This is a genomic window from Streptomyces sp. NPDC002734 (assembly GCF_040295685.1).
Lineage (GTDB): Bacteria > Actinomycetota > Actinomycetes > Streptomycetales > Streptomycetaceae > Streptomyces.
The window spans coordinates 250,202-276,831 of record NZ_JBEOVU010000003.1; the positions used below are offsets into that span (position 1 = coordinate 250,202).

The 26,630-nt window shown below is 76.1% G+C and carries 21 protein-coding genes; 12 read left to right on the plus strand and 9 right to left on the minus strand.

The window, feature by feature from the left end:
* Window positions 1-167 precede the first annotated feature (167 nt).
* Genes ABT026_RS04445 through ABT026_RS04460 form a run of 4 tightly spaced genes read left to right on the plus strand, consistent with a single transcriptional unit; the run spans window position 168 to window position 4,915 of the window.
* Entirely contained in the window at window positions 168-1,331 is a 1,164-nt protein-coding gene (locus ABT026_RS04445) for a polyprenyl synthetase family protein (RefSeq protein ID WP_351112197.1), read from the plus strand.
* On the plus strand, window positions 1,328-2,899 hold the full coding sequence (locus ABT026_RS04450) for a phytoene desaturase (protein WP_351112035.1): 1,572 nt from the start codon (window positions 1,328-1,330) through the stop codon (window positions 2,897-2,899). The genes ABT026_RS04445 and ABT026_RS04450 overlap by 4 nt, the downstream gene beginning before the upstream one ends.
* Complete coding sequence (locus ABT026_RS04455) at window positions 2,886-3,911, plus strand: phytoene/squalene synthase family protein (RefSeq protein ID WP_351112037.1); 1,026 nt, start codon at window positions 2,886-2,888, stop codon at window positions 3,909-3,911. Before ABT026_RS04450 ends, ABT026_RS04455 begins: the two co-directional genes overlap by 14 nt.
* Window positions 3,908-4,915, plus strand: coding sequence for a Rieske (2Fe-2S) protein (locus ABT026_RS04460; protein ID WP_351112039.1), 1,008 nt, complete (start codon window positions 3,908-3,910; stop codon window positions 4,913-4,915). The genes ABT026_RS04455 and ABT026_RS04460 overlap by 4 nt, the downstream gene beginning before the upstream one ends.
* 94 nt (window positions 4,916-5,009) lie before the next feature.
* On the opposite strand, the gene ABT026_RS04465 is transcribed toward ABT026_RS04460, so the two are convergent.
* The 4 genes from ABT026_RS04465 to ABT026_RS04480 form a co-directional block, all read right to left on the minus strand.
* Window positions 5,010-6,506, minus strand: a complete 1,497-nt coding sequence (locus ABT026_RS04465; protein ID WP_351112199.1) for an FAD-dependent oxidoreductase — start codon at window positions 6,504-6,506, stop codon at window positions 5,010-5,012.
* Between the two features lie 131 nt (window positions 6,507-6,637).
* Window positions 6,638-8,008, minus strand: a complete 1,371-nt coding sequence (locus ABT026_RS04470) for a lycopene cyclase family protein (protein ID WP_351112041.1) — start codon at window positions 8,006-8,008, stop codon at window positions 6,638-6,640.
* A gap of 103 nt (window positions 8,009-8,111) precedes the next feature.
* Window positions 8,112-9,368, minus strand: a complete 1,257-nt coding sequence (locus ABT026_RS04475; protein WP_351112043.1) for an NAD(P)/FAD-dependent oxidoreductase — start codon at window positions 9,366-9,368, stop codon at window positions 8,112-8,114.
* Between the two features lie 328 nt (window positions 9,369-9,696).
* Window positions 9,697-10,797 (minus strand): MerR family transcriptional regulator, encoded by a 1,101-nt coding sequence (locus ABT026_RS04480; protein ID WP_351112045.1) that lies wholly within the window; start codon window positions 10,795-10,797, stop codon window positions 9,697-9,699.
* A gap of 181 nt (window positions 10,798-10,978) precedes the next feature.
* Between ABT026_RS04480 and ABT026_RS04485 the strand changes: the two genes are divergently transcribed.
* The 4 genes from ABT026_RS04485 to ABT026_RS04500 all read left to right on the plus strand — a co-directional run bounded on the left by ABT026_RS04485 (window position 10,979) and on the right by ABT026_RS04500 (window position 13,794).
* Window positions 10,979-11,611, plus strand: coding sequence for an RNA polymerase sigma factor (locus tag ABT026_RS04485; protein WP_351112047.1), 633 nt, complete (start codon window positions 10,979-10,981; stop codon window positions 11,609-11,611).
* A gap of 111 nt (window positions 11,612-11,722) precedes the next feature.
* The gene (locus tag ABT026_RS04490; RefSeq protein ID WP_351112049.1) at window positions 11,723-12,571 is read left to right on the plus strand and encodes a DUF4397 domain-containing protein; all 849 of its coding nucleotides are present in this window, start codon (window positions 11,723-11,725) and stop codon (window positions 12,569-12,571) included.
* Window positions 12,564-13,319 (plus strand): class F sortase, encoded by a 756-nt coding sequence (locus tag ABT026_RS04495; RefSeq protein WP_351112051.1) that lies wholly within the window; start codon window positions 12,564-12,566, stop codon window positions 13,317-13,319. Before ABT026_RS04490 ends, ABT026_RS04495 begins: the two co-directional genes overlap by 8 nt.
* Before the next feature lie 61 nt (window positions 13,320-13,380).
* Window positions 13,381-13,794: a hypothetical protein gene (locus ABT026_RS04500; protein ID WP_351112053.1), complete on the plus strand. Its 414-nt coding sequence runs from the start codon at window positions 13,381-13,383 to the stop codon at window positions 13,792-13,794.
* Window positions 13,795-13,864: 70 nt separating this feature from the next.
* On the opposite strand, the gene ABT026_RS04505 is transcribed toward ABT026_RS04500, so the two are convergent.
* Both ABT026_RS04505 and ABT026_RS04510 read right to left on the minus strand, forming a co-directional pair.
* Window positions 13,865-14,380, minus strand: coding sequence for a DUF3515 domain-containing protein (locus ABT026_RS04505; RefSeq protein ID WP_351112055.1), 516 nt, complete (start codon window positions 14,378-14,380; stop codon window positions 13,865-13,867).
* Between the two features lie 20 nt (window positions 14,381-14,400).
* Window positions 14,401-14,634: an Lrp/AsnC family transcriptional regulator gene (locus ABT026_RS04510; protein WP_108954215.1), complete on the minus strand. Its 234-nt coding sequence runs from the start codon at window positions 14,632-14,634 to the stop codon at window positions 14,401-14,403.
* A gap of 274 nt (window positions 14,635-14,908) precedes the next feature.
* Here ABT026_RS04510 and ABT026_RS04515 point away from each other — a divergent pair, with 274 nt between their 5' ends.
* The gene (locus ABT026_RS04515; RefSeq protein ID WP_351112057.1) at window positions 14,909-15,874 is read left to right on the plus strand and encodes a thiamine-phosphate kinase; all 966 of its coding nucleotides are present in this window, start codon (window positions 14,909-14,911) and stop codon (window positions 15,872-15,874) included.
* A gap of 22 nt (window positions 15,875-15,896) precedes the next feature.
* Window positions 15,897-16,730 carry a bifunctional hydroxymethylpyrimidine kinase/phosphomethylpyrimidine kinase gene (gene thiD, locus ABT026_RS04520; protein ID WP_351112059.1) on the plus strand — a complete coding sequence of 278 codons (834 nt, stop codon included), beginning with the start codon at window positions 15,897-15,899 and terminating at the stop codon, window positions 16,728-16,730.
* A 150-nt stretch (window positions 16,731-16,880) separates the two neighbouring features.
* On the opposite strand, the gene rpmB is transcribed toward thiD, so the two are convergent.
* A complete protein-coding gene (rpmB, locus tag ABT026_RS04525) occupies window positions 16,881-17,066 on the minus strand; it encodes a 50S ribosomal protein L28 (RefSeq protein WP_108954212.1) in 186 nt (61 codons plus the stop codon).
* A gap of 297 nt (window positions 17,067-17,363) precedes the next feature.
* On the opposite strand from rpmB, the gene ABT026_RS04530 reads away from it, so the two are divergent.
* Complete coding sequence (locus tag ABT026_RS04530) at window positions 17,364-19,091, plus strand: DAK2 domain-containing protein (RefSeq protein ID WP_351112061.1); 1,728 nt, start codon at window positions 17,364-17,366, stop codon at window positions 19,089-19,091.
* Window positions 19,092-19,380: 289 nt separating this feature from the next.
* Here ABT026_RS04530 and ABT026_RS04535 read toward each other — a convergent pair whose 3' ends face one another.
* Complete coding sequence (locus ABT026_RS04535; RefSeq protein WP_351112063.1) at window positions 19,381-22,389, minus strand: ATP-binding protein; 3,009 nt, start codon at window positions 22,387-22,389, stop codon at window positions 19,381-19,383.
* Entirely contained in the window at window positions 22,386-24,245 is a 1,860-nt protein-coding gene (locus ABT026_RS04540) for an HSP90 family protein (RefSeq protein WP_351112201.1), read from the minus strand. The genes ABT026_RS04535 and ABT026_RS04540 overlap by 4 nt, the downstream gene beginning before the upstream one ends.
* Window positions 24,246-24,418: 173 nt before the next feature.
* Here ABT026_RS04540 and recG point away from each other — a divergent pair, with 173 nt between their 5' ends.
* On the plus strand, window positions 24,419-26,626 hold the full coding sequence (recG, locus tag ABT026_RS04545; RefSeq protein WP_351112065.1) for an ATP-dependent DNA helicase RecG: 2,208 nt from the start codon (window positions 24,419-24,421) through the stop codon (window positions 26,624-26,626).
* Window positions 26,627-26,630: the final 4 nt, after the last annotated feature.

A 26,630-nucleotide genomic window follows, 5' to 3' on the forward strand; every position in this document is an offset into this window, starting at 1 on the left:
CCCCGCCCGCTACGCCTCCCGCGGACCGTTCGGGCGCGCCTGTAGGGCCGGTGGGGTGACCTGGCCCGCCGGAAGGGTCCGGAGCGGGAAGGAATCAGCGCATCCATTCACCATCCCTCGGCCGAAGCACAGGTATGCAGGTGACCGAGAGTGAAGAGGGGTTGCGCATGCTGGGACTGCGGCTCGCGGTGGCCGAACCGGCCAGGCCGCCCGGAGGTCCGCCCACGGCCGGCGAGGCCGTCCGGGCGGTCGAGGCGGAACTCGCGGACGTGCTCGACGACGCGCTGGCCCGCGCCCGCGACACGGACCCCGTGTACGCGCGCGACGTCGCCGACCGTCTCGCCGCGTTCGTCCGGCGCGGCGGTCGCCGGATGCGCGCCGCGTTCGCCTGGTGCGGCTGGCAGGCGGCCGGCGGCACCGGTGACCCGACGCCCGTCCTGCGCACCGGCGCTGCCCTGGAACTGCTCCAGGCGTGCGCGCTGGTCCACGACGACGTGATGGACGGCTCCGCGCTGCGCCGCGGCGCCCCGGCCCTGCACGTGGAGTTCGCCGAACTGCACCGCGCCACGAAGGCCGCCCGCGGCTCCGGGGGCTCCGGCGCGGCCTTCGCCCTGTCCGCCGCCGTGCTCGCCGGGGACCTCGCCCTCGCCTGGGCGGACGACCTGATGACGGAGACCGCCCTCGGCTCCCCGCACGGCCGCCGGCTGCTGCGCGAATGGCGGGCCATGCGCGGCGAGATGGTGGCCGGCCAGTACCGCGACCTACACGCGCAGGCCACCGGGGCGTCCGGGATGGACGAGGCGATGACCGTCGCCACCCTCAAGAGCGCCCTGTACACCGTCGAGCGCCCCCTCGCCCTCGGCGCCACCCTGGCCGGGGCGGAGGCGGACGCCACGGAGGCGCTGCGCCGCGCGGGCCGCAGCGCGGGACTGGCGTTCCAGCTCCGCGACGACCTGCTCGGCGCGTTCGGCGACCCCGCCCTCACCGGCAAGCCCGCCGACGACGACCTGCGCACCCGCAAGCTCACCTGCCTGCTCGCCGCCGGCGTCCGCCTCGCCGAGGCCACCGGCGACACCGAGGCCGCCGCGGCGCTCGCCGTCGGCGCGCCGGCCGGCACCGAGCAGGACCTGCGGCGGATGCGGGCCGCGCTGACCCGCACCGGGGCGCGCAAGGCCGTCGAGTCGCGGATCGGGGAGCTGGCCGAGGACGCCCTGCGGCACTTCGGGAGCACGGGCGCCCACCCCGCCGTCCGGCGGGAGTTCGCCGCCCTGGTCGAGCGGGCCGCGGGCGTCTCCCTCGACCACGCCGACGTCACCGGGGAGGACGCGTGAGGACGGTACCGGGTCCCACGGACCACGTCGTCGTGGTGGGCGCCGGCCTGTCCGGCCTCGCCTGCGCCCTGCACCTGCTCGGCGCGGGCCGCCGGGTCACCCTCGTCGAACGCGAGGACGGCCCCGGCGGCCGGGCCGGCCGGGCCCGCCTCGGCGGGTACGAGATCGACACCGGCCCCACCGTGCTGACCATGCCGCACCTGGCCGACGAGGCCTTCGCCGCGGTGGGCGACAGCCTGCGCCACCACGTCGAGCTGACGCCCCTGCACCCGGCCTACCGGGCGAGCTTCGCCGACGGCAGCGCGCTCGACGTGCACACCGACGGCGCGGCCATGGAGGACGAGGTCAGGCGGTTCGCCGGACCGGCCGAGGCGGACGGCTACCGCAGGCTGCGGGACTGGCTGGAGCGGCTCTACCGGGCCCAGATGCGGCGCTTCATCGACACCAACTTCGACTCGCCGTTCCAGCTGCTCCACCCGGACCTCGCCCGCCTCGCCGCCCTCGGCGGCTTCGGGCGCCTGGACCGCCGCATCGGCCGGTTCATCGACGACCCCCGGCTGCGCCGCGTCTTCTCCTTCCAGGCCCTGTACGCGGGAGTCGCGCCCGCCCGGGCCCTCGCCGCCTACGCGGTGATCGCCTACATGGACACCGTGGCCGGCGTCTGGTTCCCCAAGGGCGGCATGCACGCGCTGCCCCGCGGGATGGCGGACGCGGCGCGGAAGGCGGGCGCCGAGCTGCGCTGGTCCTCGGAGGTCACCGAGCTGGAACGCGCGTCCGGCCGGGTCCGCGCGGTGCGGCTGGCCTCCGGCGAGCGGATCGCCTGCGACGCCGTCGTGCTGACCTGCGAACTCCCCGCGGCGCACGACCTGCTGGGACGCGCCCCGCGGCGCCCGGTGCGGCTGCGGCACTCGCCGTCCGCCGTCGTCCTGCACGCCGGGACGGACCGCACCTGGGACCAGCTCGCCCACCACACCCTGTCCTTCGGCCACGCCTGGGAGGACACCTTCGAGGAACTCACCCGCTCCGGACGGCTGATGAGCGACCCCTCCCTGCTCATCACCCGGCCCACCACGCACGACCCCGGGCTGGCCCCGCCCGGCCGGCACCTCCACTACGTCCTGGCACCCTGTCCGAACACCGCCGTCGGCCCCTCCGCGGCCGCCTGGCACACCCTGGGCCCCCGCTACCGGGACAGCCTGGTCGCCGAACTCGAGCGCCGCGGACTCGACGGGTTCGCCGGCAGCGTCCAGGAGGAGATGCTGGTGACGCCGCTGGACTGGGCGGCGCAGGGACACGCGGACGGCAGCCCCTTCTCGGTGTCCCACACCTTCGCGCAGACCGGCCCGTTCCGGCCCCGCAACCTGGTGCGCGGGGCGGAGAACGTGGTGCTCGCCGGCTGCGGCACCACCCCCGGCGTCGGCGTGCCCACCGTCCTCATCAGCGGCAAGCTCGCCGCCGCCCGGGTCACCGGCCCGACCGTCCGCAGGACCTCCGTGCACATCCCCTCCGCACCGCGCGGCGGCCGAGCCGTCCCGCCGACCCCGGCAGGTGTCCATGACGCGCCGTGAACTGGACGCGGCGCGAATCACCGATCCCGCGCTGCGCGACGCCTACACCCGCTGCCGCACGCTCAACGCCCGGCACGGCAGGACCTACTTCCTGGCCACCCGCCTCCTCCCGGTCGAGCGCCGGCCGGCCGTGCACGCGCTGTACGGCTTCGCCCGGCGGGCCGACGACCTGGTGGACGACCTCGGCGCCGGCGCGACGGGCGAGGACCGCGACCGGGCGCTGCGCCGCCTCGAGGACGACCTGGCGCGGGCGCTGCGCACCGGAGAGGGGGACGACCCGGTGGTCAAGGCGGTCACCGACACCGCCGAACGGTACGACATCGACCACGGCCTGTTCGCCGACTTCCTCGCCTCGATGCGCAGCGACCTGCACGTCACCGACTACCCCACCTACGGCGACCTGCGGGCCTACATGCACGGGTCGGCCGCGGTGATCGGCCTTCAGGTGCTGCCCGTGCTCGGCACGGTCGGGCCCCGCGAGGAGGCCGCGCCGTACGCGGCCGCCCTCGGCGAGGCGTTCCAGCTCACCAACTTCCTGCGGGACGTCGGCGAGGACCTGGACCGCGGCCGGATCTACCTGCCGGCCGACCTGCTCGCCTCCCACGGCGTGGACCGGCCGCTGCTGGAGTGGAGCCGCCGCACCGGCCGCACCGACCCGCGGATCCGGGCCGCCATGGTCGCCGCGGAGGAGCTGACCAGGAAGGTGTACCGCGCGGCGGAACCCGGCATCGCGCTCCTCGACCCGCTCACCCGGCCCTGCGTCCGCGCCGCGTTCGTCCTCTACGGCGGCATCCTCGACGTCATCGCCGCACAGGAGTACCGGGTGCTGCACCGCCGCGCCGTGGTGTCCGCCGGGCGGCGCGCCGCCACCGCGGCCGCCGGGATCGCGGGCATCGTCGGCGCGCGGGCCCGCGCCCGCGCCGGCCGTCGCCCGCGTGACGCGGCGCTCCCCGTTGTGAGCCCGGCCGGAAGCCCCGCGGCCGAACGCCCCGTGAAAGGACCCGTGAGTTGAGCGACCGAGCGGAACGCGACGGCTGGACGTCCCCCCTGCGGCGCCGCCGCCGGTCGGACTGGGCGTCCCAGACGCCGACCTGGCGCGACGCGCGCCCCGGCCTGATCGCCGAGGCGCTGAAGCGGGCCTCGGCCCGCCCCTCCGGCAACTGGTACGTCGTCGGCTCCTCCCGCGGCGTGCGCGCCGGGGACCGCCCGTACGGCCGGACCGTCGCCGGGGTGGAGGTGGTGCTCTGGCGGGCGGAGGACGGCGAACTGCGGGCCGGCCCGGGCGTGTGCCCGCACCTGGGCGCACCGCTGCGGGACAGCCGGGTGGTGTGCGGGACCCTCGTGTGCCACTGGCACGGCCTGGCCCTCAAGGGCGGCCCGACCGCCGGGTGGGAGCCATACCCGGTGCACGACGACGGCGTGCTGGTGTGGGTGAGGCTCGACCGGGCCGGCGGCGAGGAGCCGACGGAGCGTCCGGTCGTCCCGGCGCGGCCAGCCGAGGGCGCCGGGGTGGACTCCGTGTACACGGGGGTCGGGCGGTGCGAGCCCGAGGACGTGGTCGCCAACCGGCTCGACCCCTGGCACGGCTCCTGGTTCCACCCCTACTCGTTCGTCGACCTGACCGTCGCCCGGCCGCCCCTGGGGGAGGACGACGACGCCTTCGTCGTCGACGTCTCCTTCCGGGTGACCGACCGTCTGGTGGTGCCGGTCCGTGCCGAGTTCACCGCCCCCGAGCCGCGCACGGTCGTCATGCACATCACCGAGGGGGAGGGCAGCACCTCGGTGGTGGAGACCCACGCCACCCCACTGACCGCCCCCGACGACCCCCGGCCGCGGACCGTCGTCGTCGAGGCGGTCGTCGCCGCCTCGGACCGGCGCGGCTTCGCCCTGGCCCGGGCCGCCGCGCCGGTGCTGCGCCCGCTGATGCGGCGGACCGCCGGCCGCCTGTGGCGCGACGACCTCGCCTACGCCGAACGCCGCTGGGAGCTGCGCAGCACGGGACGCTTCCCGGGCTGAGCGGGTCCCCCGGTCCCCCGGTCCCCGGTGTCCCGGTGTCCCGGTGTTCCGTTCCCCGCCCCCGCCCGGTGTCCGGGCGGGGGCGGCGCGGTCGTCAGCGGGCGGCCAGGGCGCCCAGCGCCCGCAGTGCGGGGGAGCGGCCCGCGCGGGGGACCGTCCACAGGACCTGCCCGCGCACGCCCCAGTCGGCGAGCAGCGCGCCCGCCGCCAGGAACCCGGTGGTCGCGGCGCGTTCCATCAGCGCCACCGGCAGGTCGCAGCGGATCGCGTCACCGGCCAGCGTCACCCGGGGATCGGGCGTGCGGACGGCGGGCCGCCGCTGGTAGGAGCCGACCGGGAAGAACGGGCAGTCGGCCCGCCACTCGTGCCGGACGTCCACCGCGCGGGCGCCGGCCGTCTCCGGGTAGACGCGGTGCAGGGCGGCGAGCAGCCGGTCCTGCGTCTCCTCCCGGTCCGCGCCGGGCGGGACGGCGTAGGCGTGCAGCTCCACCACCGAGCCGCCGGTCCGGGCCGCCCAGCGGGCCGCCTCGCCCTCGTAGCGTTCCAGGACGCTGATGTTGTCCAGGCCGTCGTAGCCGCTGGTGCCGAGGAAGCCGGGCCGGTCGGCGCGCACCGGCCGGTCCAGCCAGAGCCGGGAGACCAGGAAGGGCGGAGCGGTCCGCAGCGCGGCCACGTCGTCCCGCCAGGCGGGGGTGCCCAGGTCCGGGGAGGCGTCGACCAGCGTGCGCAGCGCCCCGGGGTCGAGGGCCAGCACGGCGGCCTCGTGCCGCTCGGTCGCGTCCCCGGCCAGCACCTGGACCCCGCCGCCGTCGACCGGCCGCACCTCCCGCACCGCCGTGCCGGTGCGGACGCGGGCCCCCAGGCCGCGCAGGTAGTCGCCGAGCGGTTCCCACAGCGCCTGCGGGAAGGGCTCGGCGGGCACGTCGAAGAGCAGGCCCTCGGAGGAGCCGAGGAAGTAGATGTGGAACATCAGCAGCAGCTCGGCCGCCGACAGCTCACGCGGGTCGGCGAAGAAACTGCGGGAGAACACCTCGAACGCCAGGTGGTGCGCGGCCTCGGGGAAGCGGACGCTCTCCAGGAAGGCCGTCGCGCTCATGCCGTCGAAACGCTCGTAGACCTCGGGCACCCGGACGTCGAGCAGCGGCAGCGCGGCCCGGGCGTCCATCGACGCCAGGTCGCGCCAGCCGAAGGTGGGGCTGAGGGCGACGAAGCCGAGGGCGCTGAACGGCGGGGTGCGCGGCACGCGGGCGAAGCTGTCCGTCAGCCCGCCGCTGTGCCGCAGCGGGTAGTCGGGCAGCGGCCGGAGACGGTCGAGTCCCGGATCGGTGCGCCGCAACAGCCCCCGCAGGTTGTAGTACTGGCGGAAGAAGGCGTGGAAGCCGCGGCTCATGGTGGCCTCGGAGCCGTCGGCGAGGCGGGTGCCCCAGCCGGCCAGGCGGCCGCCCAGCGTCGGGCCCTGCTCGTACAGGGTGACCCGGGCGCCCCGCTCGGCGAGCAGGGTCGCCGCGGCCAGCCCGGCGATGCCCCCGCCGACCACGGCGACGCCCGGCGCGTCCCCGGGGGAGAAGCGGTCCCGGCCCGGCGCGGGCATCAGGACCTCGGCCTTGCGGTCGCGGCCCCGGCGGGCGGCGCGCGGACGGGACGACGAGGGGGACGAGGGGTGCGGGTCGTGGGCGGGGGAGGTCGGGGCGAGGGTGCGGGCCGGGCTCGGGGCGGGGGGCGTCATCGGCGGTGGTCTCCGGTGGGTGGGGCGGACGGCGGGCGGCGGCGGAGGAAGGGCACCTCGAGGGCGGTGCGCAGCATCGGGCCGACAGGGGTGCGCAGGCCGACGCCGAACTCCTCCCACAGGGAGGTGCGGCCGTCGAGGAAGCGCAGCAGGCGTTCGGCCGGCACGCGGCGGAACAGGTCGGTGAAGAAGGCGGGGCCGTCGATGCGGCCGGTGTCCAGCGCCCGCAGCATCACCGCGTCCATGGCGAGGGCCCGCCGCCCGTGCGGGGCGGGCACCCTCGCCCGGCCCGCGCGCAGCGCGTCCGCGACGGCCCGGCTCTGGCGCTGCACGGCGGCGAAGGTGTAGCCGGTGGCCGGCCGGGTCGCGCCGCCCGCGGTGCCGATCCGGAAGACGGACCGGCCGGGCCGCCGCGCGAAGCGCCCGTCCGTCATGGGGATGACGCCCTGCTCCGACGCCTCCACGGTGAGCGCGCCGAGCCCGAGCACCTCGCGGCAGTAGTGGTCCAGCGCCGCCTCGTAGGCCTCGGTGGTGAGAGGGGCGCGGGAGAACTCGGTGTACTCGACCAGCGCCCGGTCGGGAGCCAGCGGCAGCACGTAGCCGAAGGCGAGACCGTGGCGCGGCTGCGGCACCCGGAAGTCCATCAGGTCGGCCACCGCCGGGTCGAACCGGTTGCCGGAGGTGCGCACGAACCAGCCGCGGAAGTGCTGGAGCAGGTGGGTACGGGCCGGCGGCAGGGTGGGCGCGGGGCGGGAGTCGAACACGTGGCGGGCGTGGAGCAGCAGCGTCTGCCCCTCCCGGGTCGTGCAGCGCACGGCGGCGCCGTCGGCCGTCTCCCGCACGGCCTCCGCCGTGGCCCGCAGGATCCGGGCGCCCGGGGAGCGGGCCAGCCGGGCGTGCACCAGCCGCTCGAAGTCGGGGGAGCGGATCATCCGGTAGCGCAGCGGGGCCGGGTCCACGGTGACGGCGTGGCCGTCGGCGCCGTGGACGCGCAGGCGCGACCAGGAGGCTGCCACGGCCTCACGCAGGTCGCCGTCGGCGTGGTGGCCCCCGGTGTGCCGGCCTTGGGGGTGGTGGCCGTCGGCGTGGTGGCTCCGGCCGTCGTGGCCGCCGTCGGAGTGCGCGTCGGCGCCGTCGTGACTGCCGTCGGGGTGGGTGTCGGCGCCGTCGTCGTCGGCGGTCCAGTGGCACCAGGTGCGCTCGGGCGGGCGCAGGGGGCCGTCGGGGGCCTCCACCAGGGTCAGGGTGAGGGAGGGCGCCTCCCGCGACAGCCGGTGCGCCAGGCTCAGCCCGGCCGCGCCGCCGCCGAGGACCACCACCTCGGAGGTCAGGGAGGACGCGGCGGAACGCGCGCCGTCGAGGGTCACAGTCCACTCCCGGAGGTCTCAGGCGGGTCGCCGGCCTTGCACGTGTCATCGTCTCTTCCGCGCAGGGGCCCGTGGTGGATGCGGCGCGCGGGCCTCAGCGGCGTCAGCCGGGTGACACGGCGGCGTCGGCGAGCACCTCCCGGGCCGCCCGGGTGCCCGAGGCCAGCGCGCCCTGGACGCTGCCGGTGGCCCGGTGGTCGCCGCAGACGTACCGCCCGGCCCCCGCACGTGTGGTGCGGCTCAGCGGCCACGGCGGCTCCATCACGGGCAGGGCGCCCCGCACGGTGTACGCGGCGACCTGCCGCCAGTCGCCGGTGCCGGTCCCGTACAGCTCGCCCAGGCGGCGCAGCACCGCCTCGCCGCGGCCCGGCCGGTCGTCGCCCAGCACGGAGGTGGAGACGAGCGCGGTCCCCGGCGGCGCGTAGGTGGGCGTGACCTCGCTCAGCACGCAGGTGTTCAGCACCTGGAGGGTGCTGTCCACCACCAGCGTCGGCTCGTCCAGCGGCGGGCGGGCGGCCGCGTGGTAGTAGGTGGTGACGGTGCGTCCGGCCGGTGCGCCCACCCCGGGCAGCAGCCGCGCCGCGGTGGCCGCGTCGGTCGCCACCACCACGTCACGGGCGGCCAGTTCGCGGCCGCCCGCGAGGAGCACGCCGTCCTCGGTGACCGCCTCCACCGGCGACTCGAGGCGGAGCACGCCCGCGGGCAGGCCGCCGGCCAGTTGGGCGGGGACGGCGCCGATGCCGGCGGCGGGCAGGCAGAGCGTGCCGCGGACCATCGTCCGCCAGACCAGGTGGAAGAAGCGGGCGGAGGTCTCCAGACGGTCCTCCAGGAACACCCCCGACAGGAACGGCCGCAGGACGTTCTCCACAGTGCCCGAGGAGACCCCGGCGCAGGCCAGGGCGGCGGCCGTGGAGCGGGTGTCCGGGCTCCGGGTGACGAACCGGGCGGGCAGCACGGCGTCGCGGGCGGTGATCGCGCCCAGCGCGGCGAGGTCACGGGCCGGGAGCACCCGCCCCGGCAGCAGAGCGCCCGCGTCCGCCGGGCGGCGGGTGGGGTCGGAGAGGCGCACGACGCCGTCCGCGGTGTGCGCCAGCAGGCCGGGGGTGAACGGCCTCAGCCGCAGGGCCCGGAGGTCCAGGCGCCGCTTGACCTGGGGGTACGAGGTGTTGAACACCTGGAAGCCGCGGTCCAGCAGGAACCCGTCCCGCCGGTCCGTGCGCATCCGGCCGCCCACGCCGTCGGACGCCTCCAGCAGCGCCACGCGCCGGCCCGCGCGGCACAGGTCCAGCGCGCAGGCCAGCCCGGCGAGACCCGCGCCGACGACCACGGTGTCCGGGGTGCGCGGCGGCTGATCGCTCATGGTGCCTCTTCCCTTCGGCTTCCCCCGCCGTCCTACGGGGCGCGGCGGGCTCCGCCGGGACCTGCGCCCCGGCCGCGTACGTGCCCGGTCCGACGTCCGGACGGAGACCGGGCGGCACCGCGGCCGAGTACCCGGCCCCCGCCCACCCGCACCTCGCCCCGGCACGACGGGGGCCGAGCGGGTGACGCGAGGGCTGGGCGCCCACCGCCCGGGCGGGCCCGGGCGGGCCCTGGGCGGTCGCGGGTGGCCGCGGGGTCGGGGCCCTCTCCCACCCGGCCGGGTGGAAGCCGCCTCCCGCCCGCGCCCGGGGCATCGCGCGCCCGGGACCTCACCCGCGTGCCGCGGACTCCATCGCCGCGACCGCCTCGGCGAGGCCCGGCGGGTGGGGGAGTCCCGCGGCGGTCTGACCGGCCCAGCCGGGGCCCAGGGTCAGGACGGCCGGGCGTCTGCGCGCTCCGCGTACGCCCCACTCGATGGCCGCCACGTGCAGGGCCAGCGGCCGGCTGGCCGTGGTGCGGGACTGGGCCCACAGCCCCACCGCCGCGGGCCCCGTCCGGCGCACGGCGGTCACCAGGGACTCCACCGGCAGCGCCCCGCCGAACATCCGCACCGGCAGGCCCCGTTCGGCGAGCGCCGCCGACAGCGCCTCCAGCGGCAGCGTGTGGTTCTCCCCGGGGACGCAGGCGAGCACCGTGGTCGCGCCGGGCCGGTCGGCCACGACCGGGGGCGCGTGGCGTCGCAGCGCACCGGAGACGTGCCAGGACAGGAAGTGCTCGACCTCCACGTACCGCTCGCCCGAGGTCTCCCACTTGCGGCCCACCGCTTGCAGGGTCGGCATGATCACCTCCGTCCAGGAGGCCACCAGGCCGTGCTCGCCCATGACGTCGTCCAGGAGTCGGTCGAGGGCCACGGCGTCCAGGCGCAGCGCCGCCCGGGCGATGCCCTTGCACTCCTGCCGCACGTCGCCCAGTCGCATCCCCGACCCGGCCCGGCTGCGCGCACCCTCCGCGCGCCCCGGGGCGGGAGCCGCCCGGCCGCCCGTGCCGCCACCGCGCGGGGCCGAAACCGCCCCGTCCTCCCGAGCGGGAGCAGGAGCCCCGTCCCCCCGAAGGGCCGCCGCCCCCCGACTCCGGGGAGCGGGAGCCGTCCCGCCCTCGCGCGCGGGCAGGGCCGGGGCCGTCCCGGCGAGGACGACCCGCGCGGCCTCGGCCGGCGGCACCCCCGTGGCCGTCAGGGCGCACATCCTCTCCAGCCGGGCCAGGTCCCCGGCCGTCCAGCGCCGGTGCCGGCCGCCGTCGCGCGCGGCGGGCCCCAGCCCGTAACGGCGGTCCCAGGTACGGACCGTGGTCGGCGCCACGCCCAGCCGCCGCGCCACCTCCCCGGTGGTCAGCCCGCCCCCGTCCAGCACCTCGCGGAGCTCCTCGTCCATCGTCCGCACCTCCTGTCGCTCGCCTCCATCTTACGACGCACAAACGACGCATGTTGAGCGCGTCGAATTCACTCACAAGACTGACGAGCACGAGCCGGTGGCGAGGACGCACGCACCGTCCTGGCCCGCTCCGCGGGCGGCTCTGTCGCCCGCACGGCGCAGACGGCAGGAGGAACAGATCATGACCACCACGTTCACGCGGGATGCCGGCCTCAGGCCTTCGGGATCCCCGCCCCGGGCCCGGCCGTCCGTCGACGAGGACGAGGCGGAACTCGTCCGCGGACTGCGCGCGGCCGACCAGGACGCGTTCGCCGCCGTCTACCGCCGGTGGGGTCCTCTCGTCCACACCATGGCCACCCGCTCGCTCGGCGACTCCCACGAGGCCGAGGACGTGACGCAGCAGGTTTTCCTCGGCGCCTGGCGCGGCCGCGACGGCTACCACCCCGAACGCGGGTCGCTGGGCGGCTGGCTCGTCGGCATCACCCGGCGCAAGATCGTCGACGCCCTGGCGGCGCGGACCCGGCGGCCCGCCCCCCTCGACACCGTGGGTCAGGGCGACGGGGACGTCGTCGGGCGCCCCGCCGGCGCGCCCGACGACGTCCTCGACCGGGTGCTCCTGGTCGACGCCCTCTCCCGGCTGCCCAGCGGCCAGCGCGAGGTGCTGTGCATGGCCTTCTACCAGGACCTGACCCAGGCCGGCATCGCCGAACGCACCGGCCTCCCGTTGGGCACCGTCAAGAGCCACACCCGCCGCGGCCTGCACCGCCTGCGCGCGGCGATCGAGCAGGGAGTCACCGGCGGCCGGGAGGGGTAGTCGGCCGAATTGAGAAAAATGTCCGCCGCGTGCATCCGTACGGGACACCGCGCGCGAACCCAGAACGAGACCGCGCGGGACCGCGCGGACCTCCGAGAAGGGATGATTGCCATGACCGCCCGCACCCCCTTCCGCCTCGCCGCCTCCGCCGGCGCCTGCGCTCTCGCCCTCGGCGTCGCCGCCCCCATGGCCGTGGCCGCCGGCGACAGCGACAAGGCGGCCGAGACGGCGAAGGTGTCCGTCTTCCACGGCGTGCCGGGAATGACCGTCGACGTCTACGCCAACGGCGACCGGCTGCTCGGCGACTTCAAGCCCGGCACCGTCACCCAGCCGCAGGACCTCGCCGCCGGAACCTACGACATACAGCTCTTCAAGGCCGGCCAGGGGCCCGACGGCACCCCCGCCCTGGAGAAGACGGTCAAGGTGCCCGAGGGAGCCAACGCCACGATCGCCGCGCACCTGTCCGCCGACGGCAAGCCCATGCTCACCACCTTCACCAACGACACGTCGAAGATCGACGCCGGCAAGGCCCGCCTGACCGTGCGGCACGTGGCCGCGGCCCCGGCGGTGGACGTCCGGGCCGGCGGACAGGCCGTGTTCAAGGGGCTGACGAACCCGAACCAGGCCTCCACCGTGGTGGACGCTGGAACCGTCTCGGCCGACGTGACGCTCGCCGGCACCGACACCGTGGCGATCGGCCCGGCCGACCTGAACCTCAAGGAGGGCAGCGACAACATCGTCTACGCCTGGGGCAGCGCGAACGACAAGAACCTCGCGCTGGCGACCCAGACGCTCAGCGGCATGGGCAGCACCCCGAAGGCCGTGCCCGCGGGCGGCGCCCAGGCCGCCGGAACCATGCAGAACTCCCCGGACGCCTGGCTGGCCTGGGCCGCCGTCACCGGCGCGGTCACCCTGACCGGCGTCCACCTGGTCCGCCGCGCGGCGGAGCGCCGTGGGTGAGCGGACGGGCCGCTTCGTCGCCCTGGCCACGACGATCGCCGCCCTGGCGGCGGTCGTCGCGGTCGAGGAGCGGACCGGAGAGGTCCAGGCGGTCCCCGACTTCGGGCCCGCCCTCGCCGACCTCACCGCACCCGACCCCGCCGCCGCACCCGACCCGGACGCCGCCGCGCGACCGCGCGCCGCGGCGGCCGCACCCTCGGGGTCGGCGGTCGCGCCGTCCGTGCCCGGCGGTGCGGTCGCGCCGTCCGCCCCGGCCGCACTGGCGGGCACGCCGGTGCGGCCGGGGGACGAACGACGGCAGCACGCTCCCCTGCGCGTGCTGGTGCGCGCGATAGGGCTGGACGCGCCGGTGCTGCCGGTGGGCGTCACCCGGCAGGGGAACATGTCCGTCCCGTCCGACCCGGCCGTCGCCGGCTGGTACCGCCACGGCCCCGCCCCGGGCGGCGACCGCGGCTCCGCCGTACTGGCCGGGCACCTCGACGACGCCACCGGTGCCCTCGGCACCTTCGCGCTGCTGCGCGAGGCGGAGCCCGGCGACCAGGTGGAGGTCTGGCGCGAGGGGGCCGAGCCGGTCCGCTACCGCGTCACCGCCCGGACCACGGTGCCCGACGACGCCCTGCCGCCCGCGGTGTTCCGCCGCGACGGGCCTCCCGTCCTCACCCTGATCACCTGTGCCCCGCCCTACGTCCCCGGCGAGGGCGGCTACCGGGCCAACCTGGTCGTCGTCGCCGAACCGGTCCCCGCGTGAGAGCGACGGCGGCGCCGGGCGGCGCGGTACGCGGCACGGCACAGCGACAAGGAAGACAACGGTGGCGCATGTCGACCCGACCCGCCTGATGGACATCGCCCTGGGCCACGAGGCCCCGGCCGACGATCCCGTCCTGCGCCACCTCGCCCGGTGCGCGCGGTGCCGGGAGGAACTGCGCCGGACCGCGCTCGTCGTCGCGGCGGCGCGCGGGGTGCAGGAGCGGGACGTGCCGGTCGCGCCCCCGGACCGGGTCTGGCGGCGCATCGCCGAGGGGCTCGCCCAGCCGGAGGCGACGCCCGCACCGCAGGTCGGTCCGCCGCACGGGCCCCCGGTTCCGCAGCCCCGCACCGGGCGCCCGCCGGAGTCGGCCGGCAGCCGCCGGGCCGGCCCCGCCCCGCCGTCAGGCACCGGACCCGCCGCCCTCCGGCAACGCCTGCGCGCCGTCCTCCGGCGGGTCCGCGGGCTGGGCGGCTAGGGACAGCGTGGCGCGGCACGGCCGAAGGGAGCCTCCGGTGCCCGTCGGCCTGCGACGTCCTAGGGGAAGCTCAGTCCGCGACACCCTTGGGGATGGTCTTCTTGATCATGGGCGCCAGGTCGACCAGCGGGTAGGAGCCGTTCTCCTCGGCCACCTCCTGGGGGACGGTGACCTCGACGTAGGCCCGGCGCAGCCCGGTCGTGAAGCGGTATCCGCCGTCGCCCAACTCCTCCATGACGTACCGCACCCCCTCGATCTCCACCGGCACCTGTTCGGGATCGCTCATCACGGGGGGTCGCGGAATGCCGCAGCGGAGTATGATCGCCGGGCTTCCCCAGCCCGCCGTGAACTCGGACTGCGGCTCGGGGTCGGAACGGTCCTCGTCGACCACCGTCCCCGGCAACGCCTCGTCCAGCGCACGGCAGAGTCCGGCCACTTCCTTGCCCGGAGCGGGAACCGCCGCCTCGGCCCGGTCGTCTGCCGAGGAGCAGGCGGGAGCCAGGAGCAGCAGCCCGGCCACGCCCGCCGACGCGAGCGGACGGGTGCGACGGGCACGGGAACGAGGCCGGTGACGGAAGGAACGCACCGGCCCAGGGTAGACGGGGGCTACAGATGCACGACCGGGCAGGTCAGTGTCCGCGTGATGCCGTCCACCCCCTGGATCTTCGCGACCACCATGCGGCCGAGCTCGTCGACCGACTCGGACTGCGCCCGCACGATCACGTCGTACGGCCCGGTCACGTCCTCGGCCTGGATCACACCGGAGAACTTGCTGATCGTGTCGGCGACGGAGGACGCCTTTCCTACCTCCGTCTGGATGAGGATGTACGCCTGTACCACGGAACCTCCAGGGCGGCTTCGAGGATCGTGTGGGGAAAAGGAACGCCACGGTATCGCGTAGCCCCACTCCGGGGGGAGACCTCGGCGATCAAGGGCTCGCGCGCCCGAGTGCACTCCCCGGCGCGGGTTGACGCCCTCCGCGGCCGCCGCACGGCCCGCGACCTGCGGACCGGGCGGCCCGATGCGCGGACGGACCCCGCCGACATGTACACAGGGGGATACGCATGACACTGATACCCGGCACAACGACGGCTGAAGGGAACGGTGAGACGCGGTGAAGGGAACCGTGGGGGAACTGGGGGAGTTCGGGCTCATCAGGGAGCTCACCTCCCGGCTCACCACCACCCCGGCGGTCCGGCTCGGTCCGGGCGACGACGCCGCCGTGGTCTCCGCACCCGACCGGCGCGTGGTGGCGAGCACCGACATCCTGATCGAGGGCCGCCACTTCCGCCGGGACTGGTCGACCGCGTACGACGTCGGTCGCAAGGCCGCCGCGCAGAACCTGGCCGACATCGCCGCGATGGGCGCCGTGCCGACGGCCCTGCTGCTCGGCCTGGTGCTGCCCGCCGACCTCCCGGTGACCTGGCCGACGGAGCTGATGGACGGCCTGCGCGACGAGTGCCAGGTGGCCGGCGCGGCCGTGGTCGGCGGGGACGTCGTCCGCGGCGACACCATCACCGTCTCCATCACCGCCCTCGGCGACCTGCGCAACCACGAGCCGGTGACCCGGGCGGGCGCACAGCCCGGCGACCTGGTCGCTGTCACCGGCTGGCTGGGCTGGTCGGCGGCCGGCTACGCGGTGCTCTCCCGCGGGTTCCGCTCGCCGCGCGCCTTCGTGGAGGCGCACCGCCGCCCCGAGCCGCCGTACCACGCGGGTCCCGCCGCGGCCTCGCTCGGCGCGACCGCCATGTGCGACGTCAGCGACGGCCTGATCGCCGACCTGGGGCACATCGCGGAGGCCAGCAAGGTCCGCATCGACATCCGCTCCGGCGCGCTGGACATCCCGACGCAGATGAACGACATCGGCTCCGCGGTCGGCGTCGACCCGCTGCAGTGGGTGCTCACCGGGGGCGAGGACCACGCCATCGTGGCCACCTTCCCGCCCGACGTGAAGCTGCCCGCGCGGTGGAAGGTGATCGGCGAGGTCCTCAACCCGTCGGCGCTGCCCCAGGTCACCGTGGACGGCGCCCCCTGGACCCGCAAGGGCGGCTGGGACCACTTCGCGGACACGGAGGACTGAGGCCGACGTGGGGGAGGCGGACATGGGTGAGGCGGACGTGCAGAAGCCGGGAAGCGCCGGCGTCGGGGCGCCGCCGCTGGTGCTGACCGTCGCCGGGTCCGACTCCGGCGGCGGCGCGGGCATCCAGGCGGACCTGAAGACGATGCTGGCGCTCGGCGTGCACGGCATGAGCGTGCTGACCGCCGTCACCGCGCAGAACTCGCGCGGGGTGCACGGCGTCTGGGACCTCCCGGCCGAGGCGGTGCGCGCCCAGTACCGGGCGGTGGCCGACGACATCGGCGTCGACGCCGTCAAGACCGGGATGCTGTCCTCCGCCGAACTGGTCGAGCTGGTCGCCGAGTTGATCGGCTCGACCGGGGCCCCTGCGGTGGTCGACCCGGTGAGCGTCTCCAAGCACGGCGACCCGCTGCTGGCCGCCTCCGCCCTCGACGCGGTGCGCCACCGGCTGCTGCCCGCGGCCACCGTGGTGACCCCGAACCTGGACGAGGTGGCCCAGCTCACCGGCGTACGGGTGGAGGACGAGCCCGGCATGCGGCGGGCCGCCGAAGCCCTGCTGAAGCTCGGGCCGCGCTGGGTGCTGGTCAAGGGCGGTCACCTCGCGGGCGAGGCGGTGGACCTGCTGACCGACGGGACCGAGGAGCACCTGCTGCGGGCGCCACGGCTGGACAACCGGCACACCCACGGCACCGGGTGCACCCTCGCCTCCGCGATCGCCTCCCACCTGGCGCTCGGACTGCCGGTGCCGGAGGCGGTGGCGAGGGCGAAGGAGTACGTCACGGGCGCGATAGCCGCCGGGTTCCGGCTCGGCTCGGGCATCGGCCCCGTCGACCACGGCTGGCGCACGCGCGGACGGTGAGCGGCCCGCCGTGCTCACGTGCGAGGGCGGATCCGGACAGCAGAAAGCCGGTCCACGGTAATCGTGGACCGGCTCAATGCAGCGAACCGGCAGTGGCCGCGCGTGATGTCCCCGCAACCCGGGGAGTCCCGGGAGAGCGGGTGGTGGACGTCAGCGCGAGACCTTGCCGGCCTTGATGCACGAGGTGCAAGCGTTCACGCGCTTCGGCGTCCCGCCCACCACGGTACGAACGCGCTGGATGTTGGGGTTCCAGCGACGGGGCGTACGGCGGTGCGAAAACGAGATGTTGTTGCCGAAGCTCGGGCCCTTGCCGCAGACGTCGCAGTTGGCAGCCACGGGTCACTCCAAAGACTTCAGATGCACTTACGGTGGACCCCGGCATGCCAGGGGTCGGATCGAAGGGATCTGAGTGGCCTTGCCAGGGGAATGGCCCGAACGGATCGGGCAACCGGAGCAGCATACAACGACTGCGTCCGTACAACGAAACTACCACGGAGCGGCCGTCGACCCGCCCGGAGCCCCTCACGGGGAGCCACCGCCGGAGGACCGGGGGACACCGGGGAGCGCCGGGGGCGCGGGCGGGGACTACGCTGCCTTCCGGTCCAGCAGACCATGACATCAGGGAGGCGCAGGGTGCCGAAGGTGCCGGAGACGTTCTTCGACGCATCCACCGTGCGCGCCTGGTGCGCTCTCGCGCTCGCCGCGCTGGGACGGGCGCGCGAGGAGATCGACGCGATCAACGTCTACCCGGTGCCCGACGGCGACACCGGGACCAATCTCTACCTGACCCTCGAGTCGGCCGCCGCCGGCGTCGAGGACGCCTTCGCCGGCGGGGCCCGCCCCTCCCTCTCCGAGGCCATGCGGGCCATGGCCCACGGCGCGCTGGTCGGCGCCCGGGGCAACTCCGGCACGATCTGCGCGCAGCTGCTGCGCGGTCTGGCCGACGGCCTCGACGACAAGGCCCCCCACGCGGACGCCGAGGGGCTGTGCGCGGCGCTGCGGCGGGCCGCCCACTCCGCCTGGGACGCGGTGGCGCGCCCCGTGGAGGGCACCGTGCTGACCGTCGCCTCGGCCGCCGCGGCGGCCGCCACCGCGGCATCCGCCGCGTCGGCGGCCTCGGCCGGAGCCGACGCGGACTGCGGAGCGGTCGCGCGGGCCGCCTACGGCGGCGCCTGCGAGGCGCTCGCCCGGACGCCGGGACAGCTGGAGACGCTGGGCCGGGCCGGTGTGGTCGACGCGGGCGGGCGCGGGCTGGTCGCCGTCCTGGGCGCGCTGGTCGAGGCGCTCACCGGGGAACGGCCCGGCATCACGCCGGTGACCCGGCCGGCCGGCGGACCGGTGGCCGGGGTGGAGACGCGGGCGCCCGCGGCGGTCGCCGCCGAGGCCGCGGCCGGATGCGGGACGCACGGGCACGGCGAGGGCGGTGACGGCCCGGCCTATGAGGTGATCTTCCTCCTAGACGGGTGCGACGACCCGGCCGTGGACCGGCTCCGCGGGCGGCTGGACGCGCTCGGCGACTCCCTCGTGGTGGTCGGCGGCGACGGGCTGTGGAACGTCCACGTCCACGTCGACGACCCGGGGGCCGCGGTGGAGGCCGCCGTTGAGACCGGGCGGCCGCACCGGATCCGGATCACCCACTTCGCCGCCGACGCTGCCGCCGCCGGGCGCACGGGCGGCCAGGACACCCCGCCGGAGCCGAGCCGGCGGGCCGTCGTCGCGGTCCTGCCCGGCGAGGGGCTGGCCGCGCTGTGCGCCGGGACGGGCGCCTCCACGGTGCTGGCGCCGCCCGGGCGGCCGGTCTCCACCGAGGAACTGCTGGACGCCGTCCGCGCCGCGCACGCCCGTGAGGTGGTGCTGCTGCCCAACGACGACGAGCTGCGCCGCACGGCCGCCGCCGCCGCGGAACAGGCCCGTGCCGAGGGGATCCGCGTCGCCCTGATCCCCACCCGCGCCGCGGTCCAGGGGATCGCCGCGCTCGCCGTCCACCAGCCGGAGCGCAGCTTCGACGAGGACGTGGTGTCCATGACCTCCGCGGCCGGCGCGACACGGTTCGCCGAGGTGGCCGTCGCCGACCGGCAGGCGTGGACCATGGCCGGCATCTGCCAGCCGGGGGACGTGCTGGGCATGGTCGAGGGCGACGTCGCGCTCATCGGCTCCGACGTCACCGCGGTGGCGCTCGACGTCCTGGACCGCATGCTCTCCGCCGGCGGCGAACTGGTCACCCTGGTCCTCGACGACACCGCCCCCGCCGCCCTCGCCGCCACCCTCGAGGCCCACGTCCACGACCGCCACCTCGCCGTCGACACGATCGTCCACCACGGCGGCACGCAGGGAGCGCCCCTGCTCATCGGCGTGGAGTGACCTCACCGACCGCCGGGCTCGGCTGTGCGATGCGTGCCTTCGCGCGCTGCGGAGCCGTCAGCCGGACGGCGAAGTACGCGACGGCCCCCGTGGCGGCGACGGCCGGCAGGCCGCCCACGGCGCACAGCGCCACGGCCGCCCGCGACCGAGGGAGCGTGTGGGGCCGCGAGGGGACCGGCGACGGGGTCTGACCGTCCACGCGGGCGACAGCCTCGTTGGGCACCGGTCGTCCCGCCCCCGCGAGCCGCGCACCGCGCGGGGCCCTGGAGGCGGGACGTCCGGGCCGGGGTCAGGAGGCCGTTTCCTGGAGGAGGGCCTCGGCGTCGGAGCGGCGGGAGTGCAGCGGACCCGAGGGGTCGGGATCCGCGTCGCAGGCGGCGAGGACCTCGCGGGCGCGGGCGGCCGCGTCGGCGGGCCGGCCGAGGGCGGACTCCAGGCGTCCCAGGGTGAGGAGGGCGTCCGCGTGGGCCGCCCGGGCGACCTCGCCGAGGGCCGCGAACCCCGACGCCGCCTCCGCGAGGTGTTCGTGCGCCTCCTCCGACGGCCCCTCGTGGTCGGCGAGCAGCCCGCCGAACTGATGGTGCGTCCCCGCGAGTTCCGCCGCCGCGGGCAACAGCTCGGCGTCCTCCTCGGCTGCGGCCACCGCCTCCCGGCACGCCCCCAGCGCCTGCTCCATCAGCGCCCGGGCGGCGGGAACGTCGTCCTCGGCCGCCAGCCAGGCGCGTGCCCGCAGCGCCCGGACCTGCCCCGGCAGGTCGCCCAGCTCACGCCAGAGCTCCCCGGCCCGCGCGTACGCCGCGTCCGCCTCGGACGGCAGCTCGGCCCGCGACAGCGACTCCGCGGCGAGGTGCGCCAGCGTCGCGTGGTCCTGCTGCTCCGGCCAGTGCGCCGCCAGCTCGGCCGCCTGAAGCCGGCGCTCGGCGGCGTCCCGGTGGTCACCTAGGGCGGCCAGGCAGTCGCCCAGCCACCACAGCGTCTGCACCACCACGCCGTCGCCGTGCGTCTCGGGCGACAGGTCCGGCAGCGTGGACTCCATGACCTCCGCCGCCTCCGCCCAGCGCCGCTGCCGGTGCAGCAGGCCGCCGAGGCGGTGCCGGGCGTAGGCGCCCAGCGTGGCGCCCTGACCGGACTCGTCGGCCCAGTGCGCGGCCTCCAGCGCGTGGTCGGCGGCCTCGGCCACCCCCGCGCCGTCCTTCGCGCACTCCGTCAGCACCTCGCACAGCTGCAGGTGGAGATGGGCGTGCCCGGCCGGCGGCAGAGCGTCCCCGCCGTGCTCCAGCGCGGCCCGCAGGTGCAGCGCCGCCGTCTCCGGGTCGTCCAGGTGGTGGGCGATCGCGGCCAGCCGCGACTCGTACTCCACCGTGTACCAGGGCAGCCCGGCGTCCAGGAACTGCCGCACCGCCAAGGTCAGTTCGGGCACCGCCTCCTCGGGGGACCCGGCCAGGTCGCCGAGCATCGCGTGCGCCTCGGCGGTCCGGGAGACCAGGTGCGGGTCCTCGGTGCCCGGGGCGTGCTCCGCGACGAAGGCCAGCACCTCGCGGGCCGCCTCCCGGGTTCCCTCCGCGGCCTCGGCCTCCGCCGCCGGGTCGGGCTCCTGCCCGTCCGCGCCCTGGGCGAGCCGCAGCAGCACCCGCGCCCTGGCCATCAGCACGGAGGCGGTCTGCCGCACCCCGGTGTCCCCGGCCGCGAACAGCGCCAGGCACTGCCGGTACGGCGCGGTGACGTCCTCCAGCGCCCCGTCGAGCTTGCCGGACAACGTCCGCGCGTACACCCCGCGGGCCCGCGCGGCCAGCGCCTCGCCCAGGTCGCCCGCCTCGGCGTACAGCGTGGCCGCGGTCGCGAACAGGTCCAGGCCGTCGGGGCCCAGCGCCATCGCCCGGTGCTCGGCGAGCTCCGCGCGGTCCCGCGCGGTGAGCACCGAGCCGTCGGCACCGCCCGCACCCGCACCCGCAGCGCCGCCCGCACCCGCGGCACCGGTCACGCCCGCGGTACCGGTCACGCCCGTGCCCGCAGCGCCGGCGGCCCGTTCCACCGCCTCCCAGGCCTCCACCGCGCTCGGCATCAGCGCCTCCGACCGCCGCCGCGCCTCGGCGAGCAGCTCCGCCAGACCGAGCCGCTCCTCCGGGGACGACCCGGAGGCGGCCGCCCCCGCCGCGGCGGCCGGCCGCGGCGCCACCGTGGCGACCGAGACCCGCACACCCAGCGGCAGACGCTCCACCAGCGGCTCGCGCGCCATCCGCGCCCGCACCCGGTCGCTCACGTAGGAGGTGCCGTTGCGCCGGTCGAAGGCCTCCGCCAGCGACAGCGCCTCCGCCCGCGCGTGCGCGGCGAGCTCGGCGGCCGTCCAGTCACGGCCGGACGGCCCCGGCACCTGTCTCGCGCCCATGCCCAGCGCCACCAGCCGGTCCATGAGCAGCGCGGTCACCGCCAGGAAGTCCTTCTTGCTCGACGGGTGCCCGTCGTCGGTGAAGTACGCCGGCCGCTGCGCCAGCAGCTCCAGCGCCCGCGCCTCGTTGCCGGTCAGCACGCAGAACTCCACGTGCTCGGCGTACGAGGACCGCATGCTCTCCGTCGCCCGCACCAGGCGGAAACCGCGCAGGTGGTTCGCCTTCGCCTCGTCGAGCCGGCCCAGCCGCAGCAGCGGCAGCAGCGAGGACGCCAGCACGTTGTGCGGCTCGTGGGCGCAGGTGAAGCGGCCCTCCAGGACCGGACCCCACACCTCCAGCGCCTCGGCGTCGTGGCCGCCCGTCACCTGCCACCAGCCCTGCCCCTGCAGCTCGCAGGCGTAGCAGTCGGCCATCCGGTCCCGGTCCGCCGCCATCCACGCCCGGTAGGCGCGCTCCGCCCGCTCCAGGTCGCCGACGTGACTGGCGACGTGGAACTCGCAGGACCGCACGGCCCGCTCGGAGTGGCCCGCCAGCCGGTAGCGGCGCTCCATCTCCTCCAGCCAGTTCTCCATGGCGTCCAGCGGGATGTGCGGCTGCCCCAGCATCCCCGTCGACATCCACTTGAAGCGCCAGAACAGCGAGTGCGTCTCGTACGCGTCGAAGTCCTCCGGCCGCTCGTCCCACATCCGCAGCAGCCGGGCGAACGGCACGAACGCCTTGTCCTTCTCCGAGCTGTAGTTGTAGACGGTCAGCTGGTGACCCAGCGCCTCGATCACGGCCAGCGGTATGCCCAACGACTCAGCATCCGCCAGCAGTTGCTCGGCCCGCGCGTTGCGCGCCGGGCCCTCGGGCCGCTCGCCGTTCTCCGCGATCGCGCGGCGCAGCTCGTCCAGGCCGGTGACGGAAGTCAACGGACGTCCTCCTCAGGGTCGCCGTGCGTGGCATCGCCGTGCGTGGCCCACTCCAGCAGACCGAGGAACGCACGGTTGAGCAGCGCGGTGTCCGCGGGCCGCAGCGGCCGCTGCGCCATGAGCAGCGCCTGACCGTACAGGGACTCCGTCGCCGTACCGACCAGCTCCGGGTCCGTCAGCGAACCAAGGCGCCGGATCAGCGGGTTGAGATGGTTGAGCACCAGGCGGGCGCGCGGCGCGCCGCCCCGCAGCGAGCCGAGGATGCCCGACCACAGGTCGTCGGCCTGCTCCTCGGCCTCCGCCCGCGCCTGCTCGTGGCGGGCGGAGCGGTCGTCCAGGTGCAGCGCGGGCACCGTCATCGGGTGGAAGGCCCGCAGCACCACGTCGCAGCCCAGGGCGTCCAGCCGGGTCCGCGCCGCCGCCAGGAACGGCTGCAGAGCCAGCTCCACCGACGGGTCGACCGAGTCCAGGTGGGCCGTCACCACGTCCGCGTCCAGCTCGGCGACCACCGACCCCGGCCGCACCGACGGCAGCGCCTCCACCAGCTCGGTGTCGTAGGTGTAACCGCCGTTGACCACGCCGACGCCCTGCGCCGAGGCGATCGCGGAGACCTGCCGGTACTCCTCCACGGTCCGCGTGTAGTGCACGATCTTGTGCCGCTGGGCGAACTCCTCCAGCGACAGCTGCCCGTCCGTGGTCTCGAACGGCAGCCAGGGCAGCATCACCCGCAGCATCTCGGAGTCGTGCCGGGCCAGCGCCTTCACGCCCAGGTGGTGCACGGCCAGGAACGCCGTCAGCCGGTCCGGGTCGCCCGCCGCCAGCCCCGTCAGCCACGACCGGATGCGCTCGCCCAGCGCCTCCCGCACCGCCGCCAGCGTCTCGTCCTCGTACAGCGACTCCCGCGAGGCCGTGGGCCGCAGGGTGTCCGTGTCCAGCACGCACCGCACGAAGAACGCCCAGTCCGGCAGCAGTTCGTCGGCCCGGTCGGTCAGCAGCATGCCCTTGAGGTGCACGCGGTGACCGGCCCGCTGCGCCGGGCTGACCGCGGCCGGCAGCACGTACGCCACACCGCGCACCCCGGCCACCGGCACGTCCAGGTCGATCGAGTCCAGCGGGGTGAAGCCGAACAGGTCGCGGCAGTGCCGCGCCAGCGCCACCCGCCGGGTCGCCGGGCTCTGGTACGAGCGGTCCCAGGGCGCCGGCAGGTCGGTGACCGCCTCGTCGTTCACCCGCACGTCGTACGGCAGCAGCGAGCCGAAGTCGCGTGCCAGCTTCAGCACCCGCTCCTCCTCCAGCCACTGCGCCGCCCCGGCCCGCGCCCGCAGGTGCACCGTGGTGCCGGGCTCGGCGCGGGCGTCGTCGGGCAGCGTGCGCACCGTGTACGAGCCGTCGTCGGTGGCCAGCCACTCCACCGGCGGCGCTCCGGGCGTCCGGGCGCTGCGGCTGACCACCCGGATCTCCTCGGCGACCAGGAAGCAGGCCAGCAGACCGATGCCGAACTGCCCGAGGAACCCCGAGCGCGCCGACTCCAGCGAGGCCGCGTCGCCGCGCTTGGAGCTGCGGCCGATGGTCGCCAGCAGGTTGTGGACGTCCTCCTCGGTGAGGCCGACGCCGGTGTCCTCCACCCGCAGGGTCCCGCCCCCCGCGTGCAGCCGCACGCGGGCCGGGGCGTCCGGATCCTCCGCGCGCCGCGCCGTGACGGCGTCCACCGCGTTCTGCAGCAGCTCGCGCAGGTAGACCTTCGGGCTGGAGTACAGGTGGTGGGAGAGCAGGTCCACCAGACCGCGCAGGTCGACCTGGAAGGAGTGCGGGGCGGTGGGTGCGGGCTGGGACGGCTTCGAGGTCTGGGAGTCCATCGTCACGGCGCCGGTGGGGGTGGCAAGGGGTCGGCGCGGGGTCGGGCGGCACCGTATGGGGCGGTGGACCGCGGGTCAGTGGTGGCCGGACGCGTCATCCTAGAAGCTGAAGAACACACCTGACCAGGAGTTTCCACAGCCATTCCGCAGGGCTGTCGCACCCGTGGTGTGGAATGGGGGGCGTGCCCGCACTGGAAGAACCCCTGAAGAAGGTGCTCGGCCCCGCCACCGCGAAGGTGATGGCCGAGAACCTCGGCCTGCACACGGTCGGCGACCTGCTGCACCACTACCCGCGCCGGTACGAGGAGCGCGGCCGTCTCACCCGGCTCGCCGAACTGCCCATGGACGAGCACGTCACCGTGGTCGCCCAGGTCGCCGACGCGCGGTTGCACACCTTCGCCTCCAGCCGGGCACCCCGCGGCAAGGGGCAGCGCCTGGAGGTCACCATCACCGACGGCAGCGGCCGTCTCCAGCTGGTGTTCTTCGGCAACGGCGTCCACAAGCCGCACAAGGACCTGCTCCCCGGCACCCGCGCGCTGTTCGCCGGCAAGGTCTCCATGTTCAACCGCCGACTCCAACTGGCGCATCCGGCGTACGAGTTGCTGCGCGGCGAGGACGCGGCCGAGACGGTCGACAGCTGGGCCGGGGCGCTCATCCCGATCTACCCCGCCACCGCCAAGCTGGAGTCCTGGAAGCTCGCCAAGGCCGTCCAGACGGTGCTGCCCAGCGCCCAGGAGGCTGTCGACCCGCTCCCGGACATCCTCCGCGAGGGCCGTGGCCTGGTCCCCCTGCCCGAGGCCCTGCTCAAGATCCACCGGCCGCAGACCCCGGCCGACGTGGAGGACGCCCGCTCCCGCCTCAAGTGGGACGAGGCCTTCGTCCTCCAGGTCGCCCTCGCCCGCCGCCGCCACGCCGACGCCCAGCTGCCCGCCGTGCCCCGCAGGCCCACCCCGGACGGCATCCTCGCCGCCTTCGACGACCGCCTCCCCTTCACCCTCACCGAGGGCCAGCGGAAGGTCTCGAAGGAGATCTTCGACGACCTCGCCGCCGAACACCCCATGCACCGCCTCCTCCAGGGCGAGGTCGGATCGGGCAAGACACTGGTCGCGCTGCGGGCCATGCTCGCCGTGGTCGACGCCGGGGGGCAGGCCGCGATGCTCGCGCCCACCGAGGTGCTCGCCCAGCAGCACCACCGCTCCGTCACCGAGATGATGGGCGACCTCGCCCAGGGCGGCATGCTGGGCGGCGCCGAGCACGCCACCAAGGTCGTGCTGCTCACCGGCTCCATGGGCGCCGCCGCCCGCCGCCAGGCCCTGCTCGACCTGGCCACCGGCGAGGCCGGCCTGGTCATCGGCACCCACGCCCTGATCGAGGACAAGGTCCAGTTCCACGACCTCGGTCTGGTCGTCGTCGACGAGCAGCACCGCTTCGGCGTGGAGCAGCGCGACGCCCTGCGCGGCAAGGGCAAGCAGCCGCCCCACCTGCTGGTCATGACGGCCACCCCGATCCCCCGCACGGTGGCGATGACGGTCTTCGGCGACCTGGAGACCTCCGTCCTGGACCAGCTGCCCGCCGGACGCTCGCCGATCGCCAGCCACGTGGTGCCCGCCGCCGACAAGCCGCACTTCCTGGCCCGCGCCTGGGAGCGGGTCCGCGAGGAGGTGGAGAACGGCCACCAGGCCTACGTGGTCTGCCCGCGCATCGGCGACGAGGAGGACGATCCGAAGAGCCGCAGGAAGAAGGAGGAGGCCGAGACCGCCGACAAGCGGCCGCCGCTGGCCGTCCTGGAGGTCGCCGAACAGCTCGCGAAGGGCCCCCTCGCCGGACTGCGCGTGGAGGTGCTGCACGGCAGGATGCACCCGGACGACAAGGACGCCGTGATGCGCCGTTTCGCCGCGGGGGAGACGCACGTCCTGGTCGCCACCACCGTGATCGAGGTCGGCGTGAACGTCCCCAACGCCACCGCCATGGTGATCATGGACGCCGACCGTTTCGGCGTCTCCCAGCTGCACCAGCTGCGCGGCCGGGTCGGCCGCGGCTCCGCGCCCGGCCTGTGCCTGCTGGTCACCGACGCCCCCGAGGCGAGCCCCGCCCGGCAGCGGCTGGGCGCGGTCGCCTCCACCCTCGACGGCTTCGAGCTCTCCCGGATCGACCTGGAGCAGCGCCGCGAGGGCGACGTGCTCGGCCAGGCCCAGTCCGGAGCCCGCTCCTCGCTGCGGGTCCTCGCCGTCATCGAGGACGAGGAGGTCATCGCCCAGGCCCGTGAGGAGGCCGCCGCCACCGTCGCCGAGGACCCCGACCTCACGGCCCACCCGGGGCTGCGCGCCGCCCTCGACGCCCTCCTCGACGAGGACCGTGAGCAGTACCTGGAGAAGGGCTGAGAGA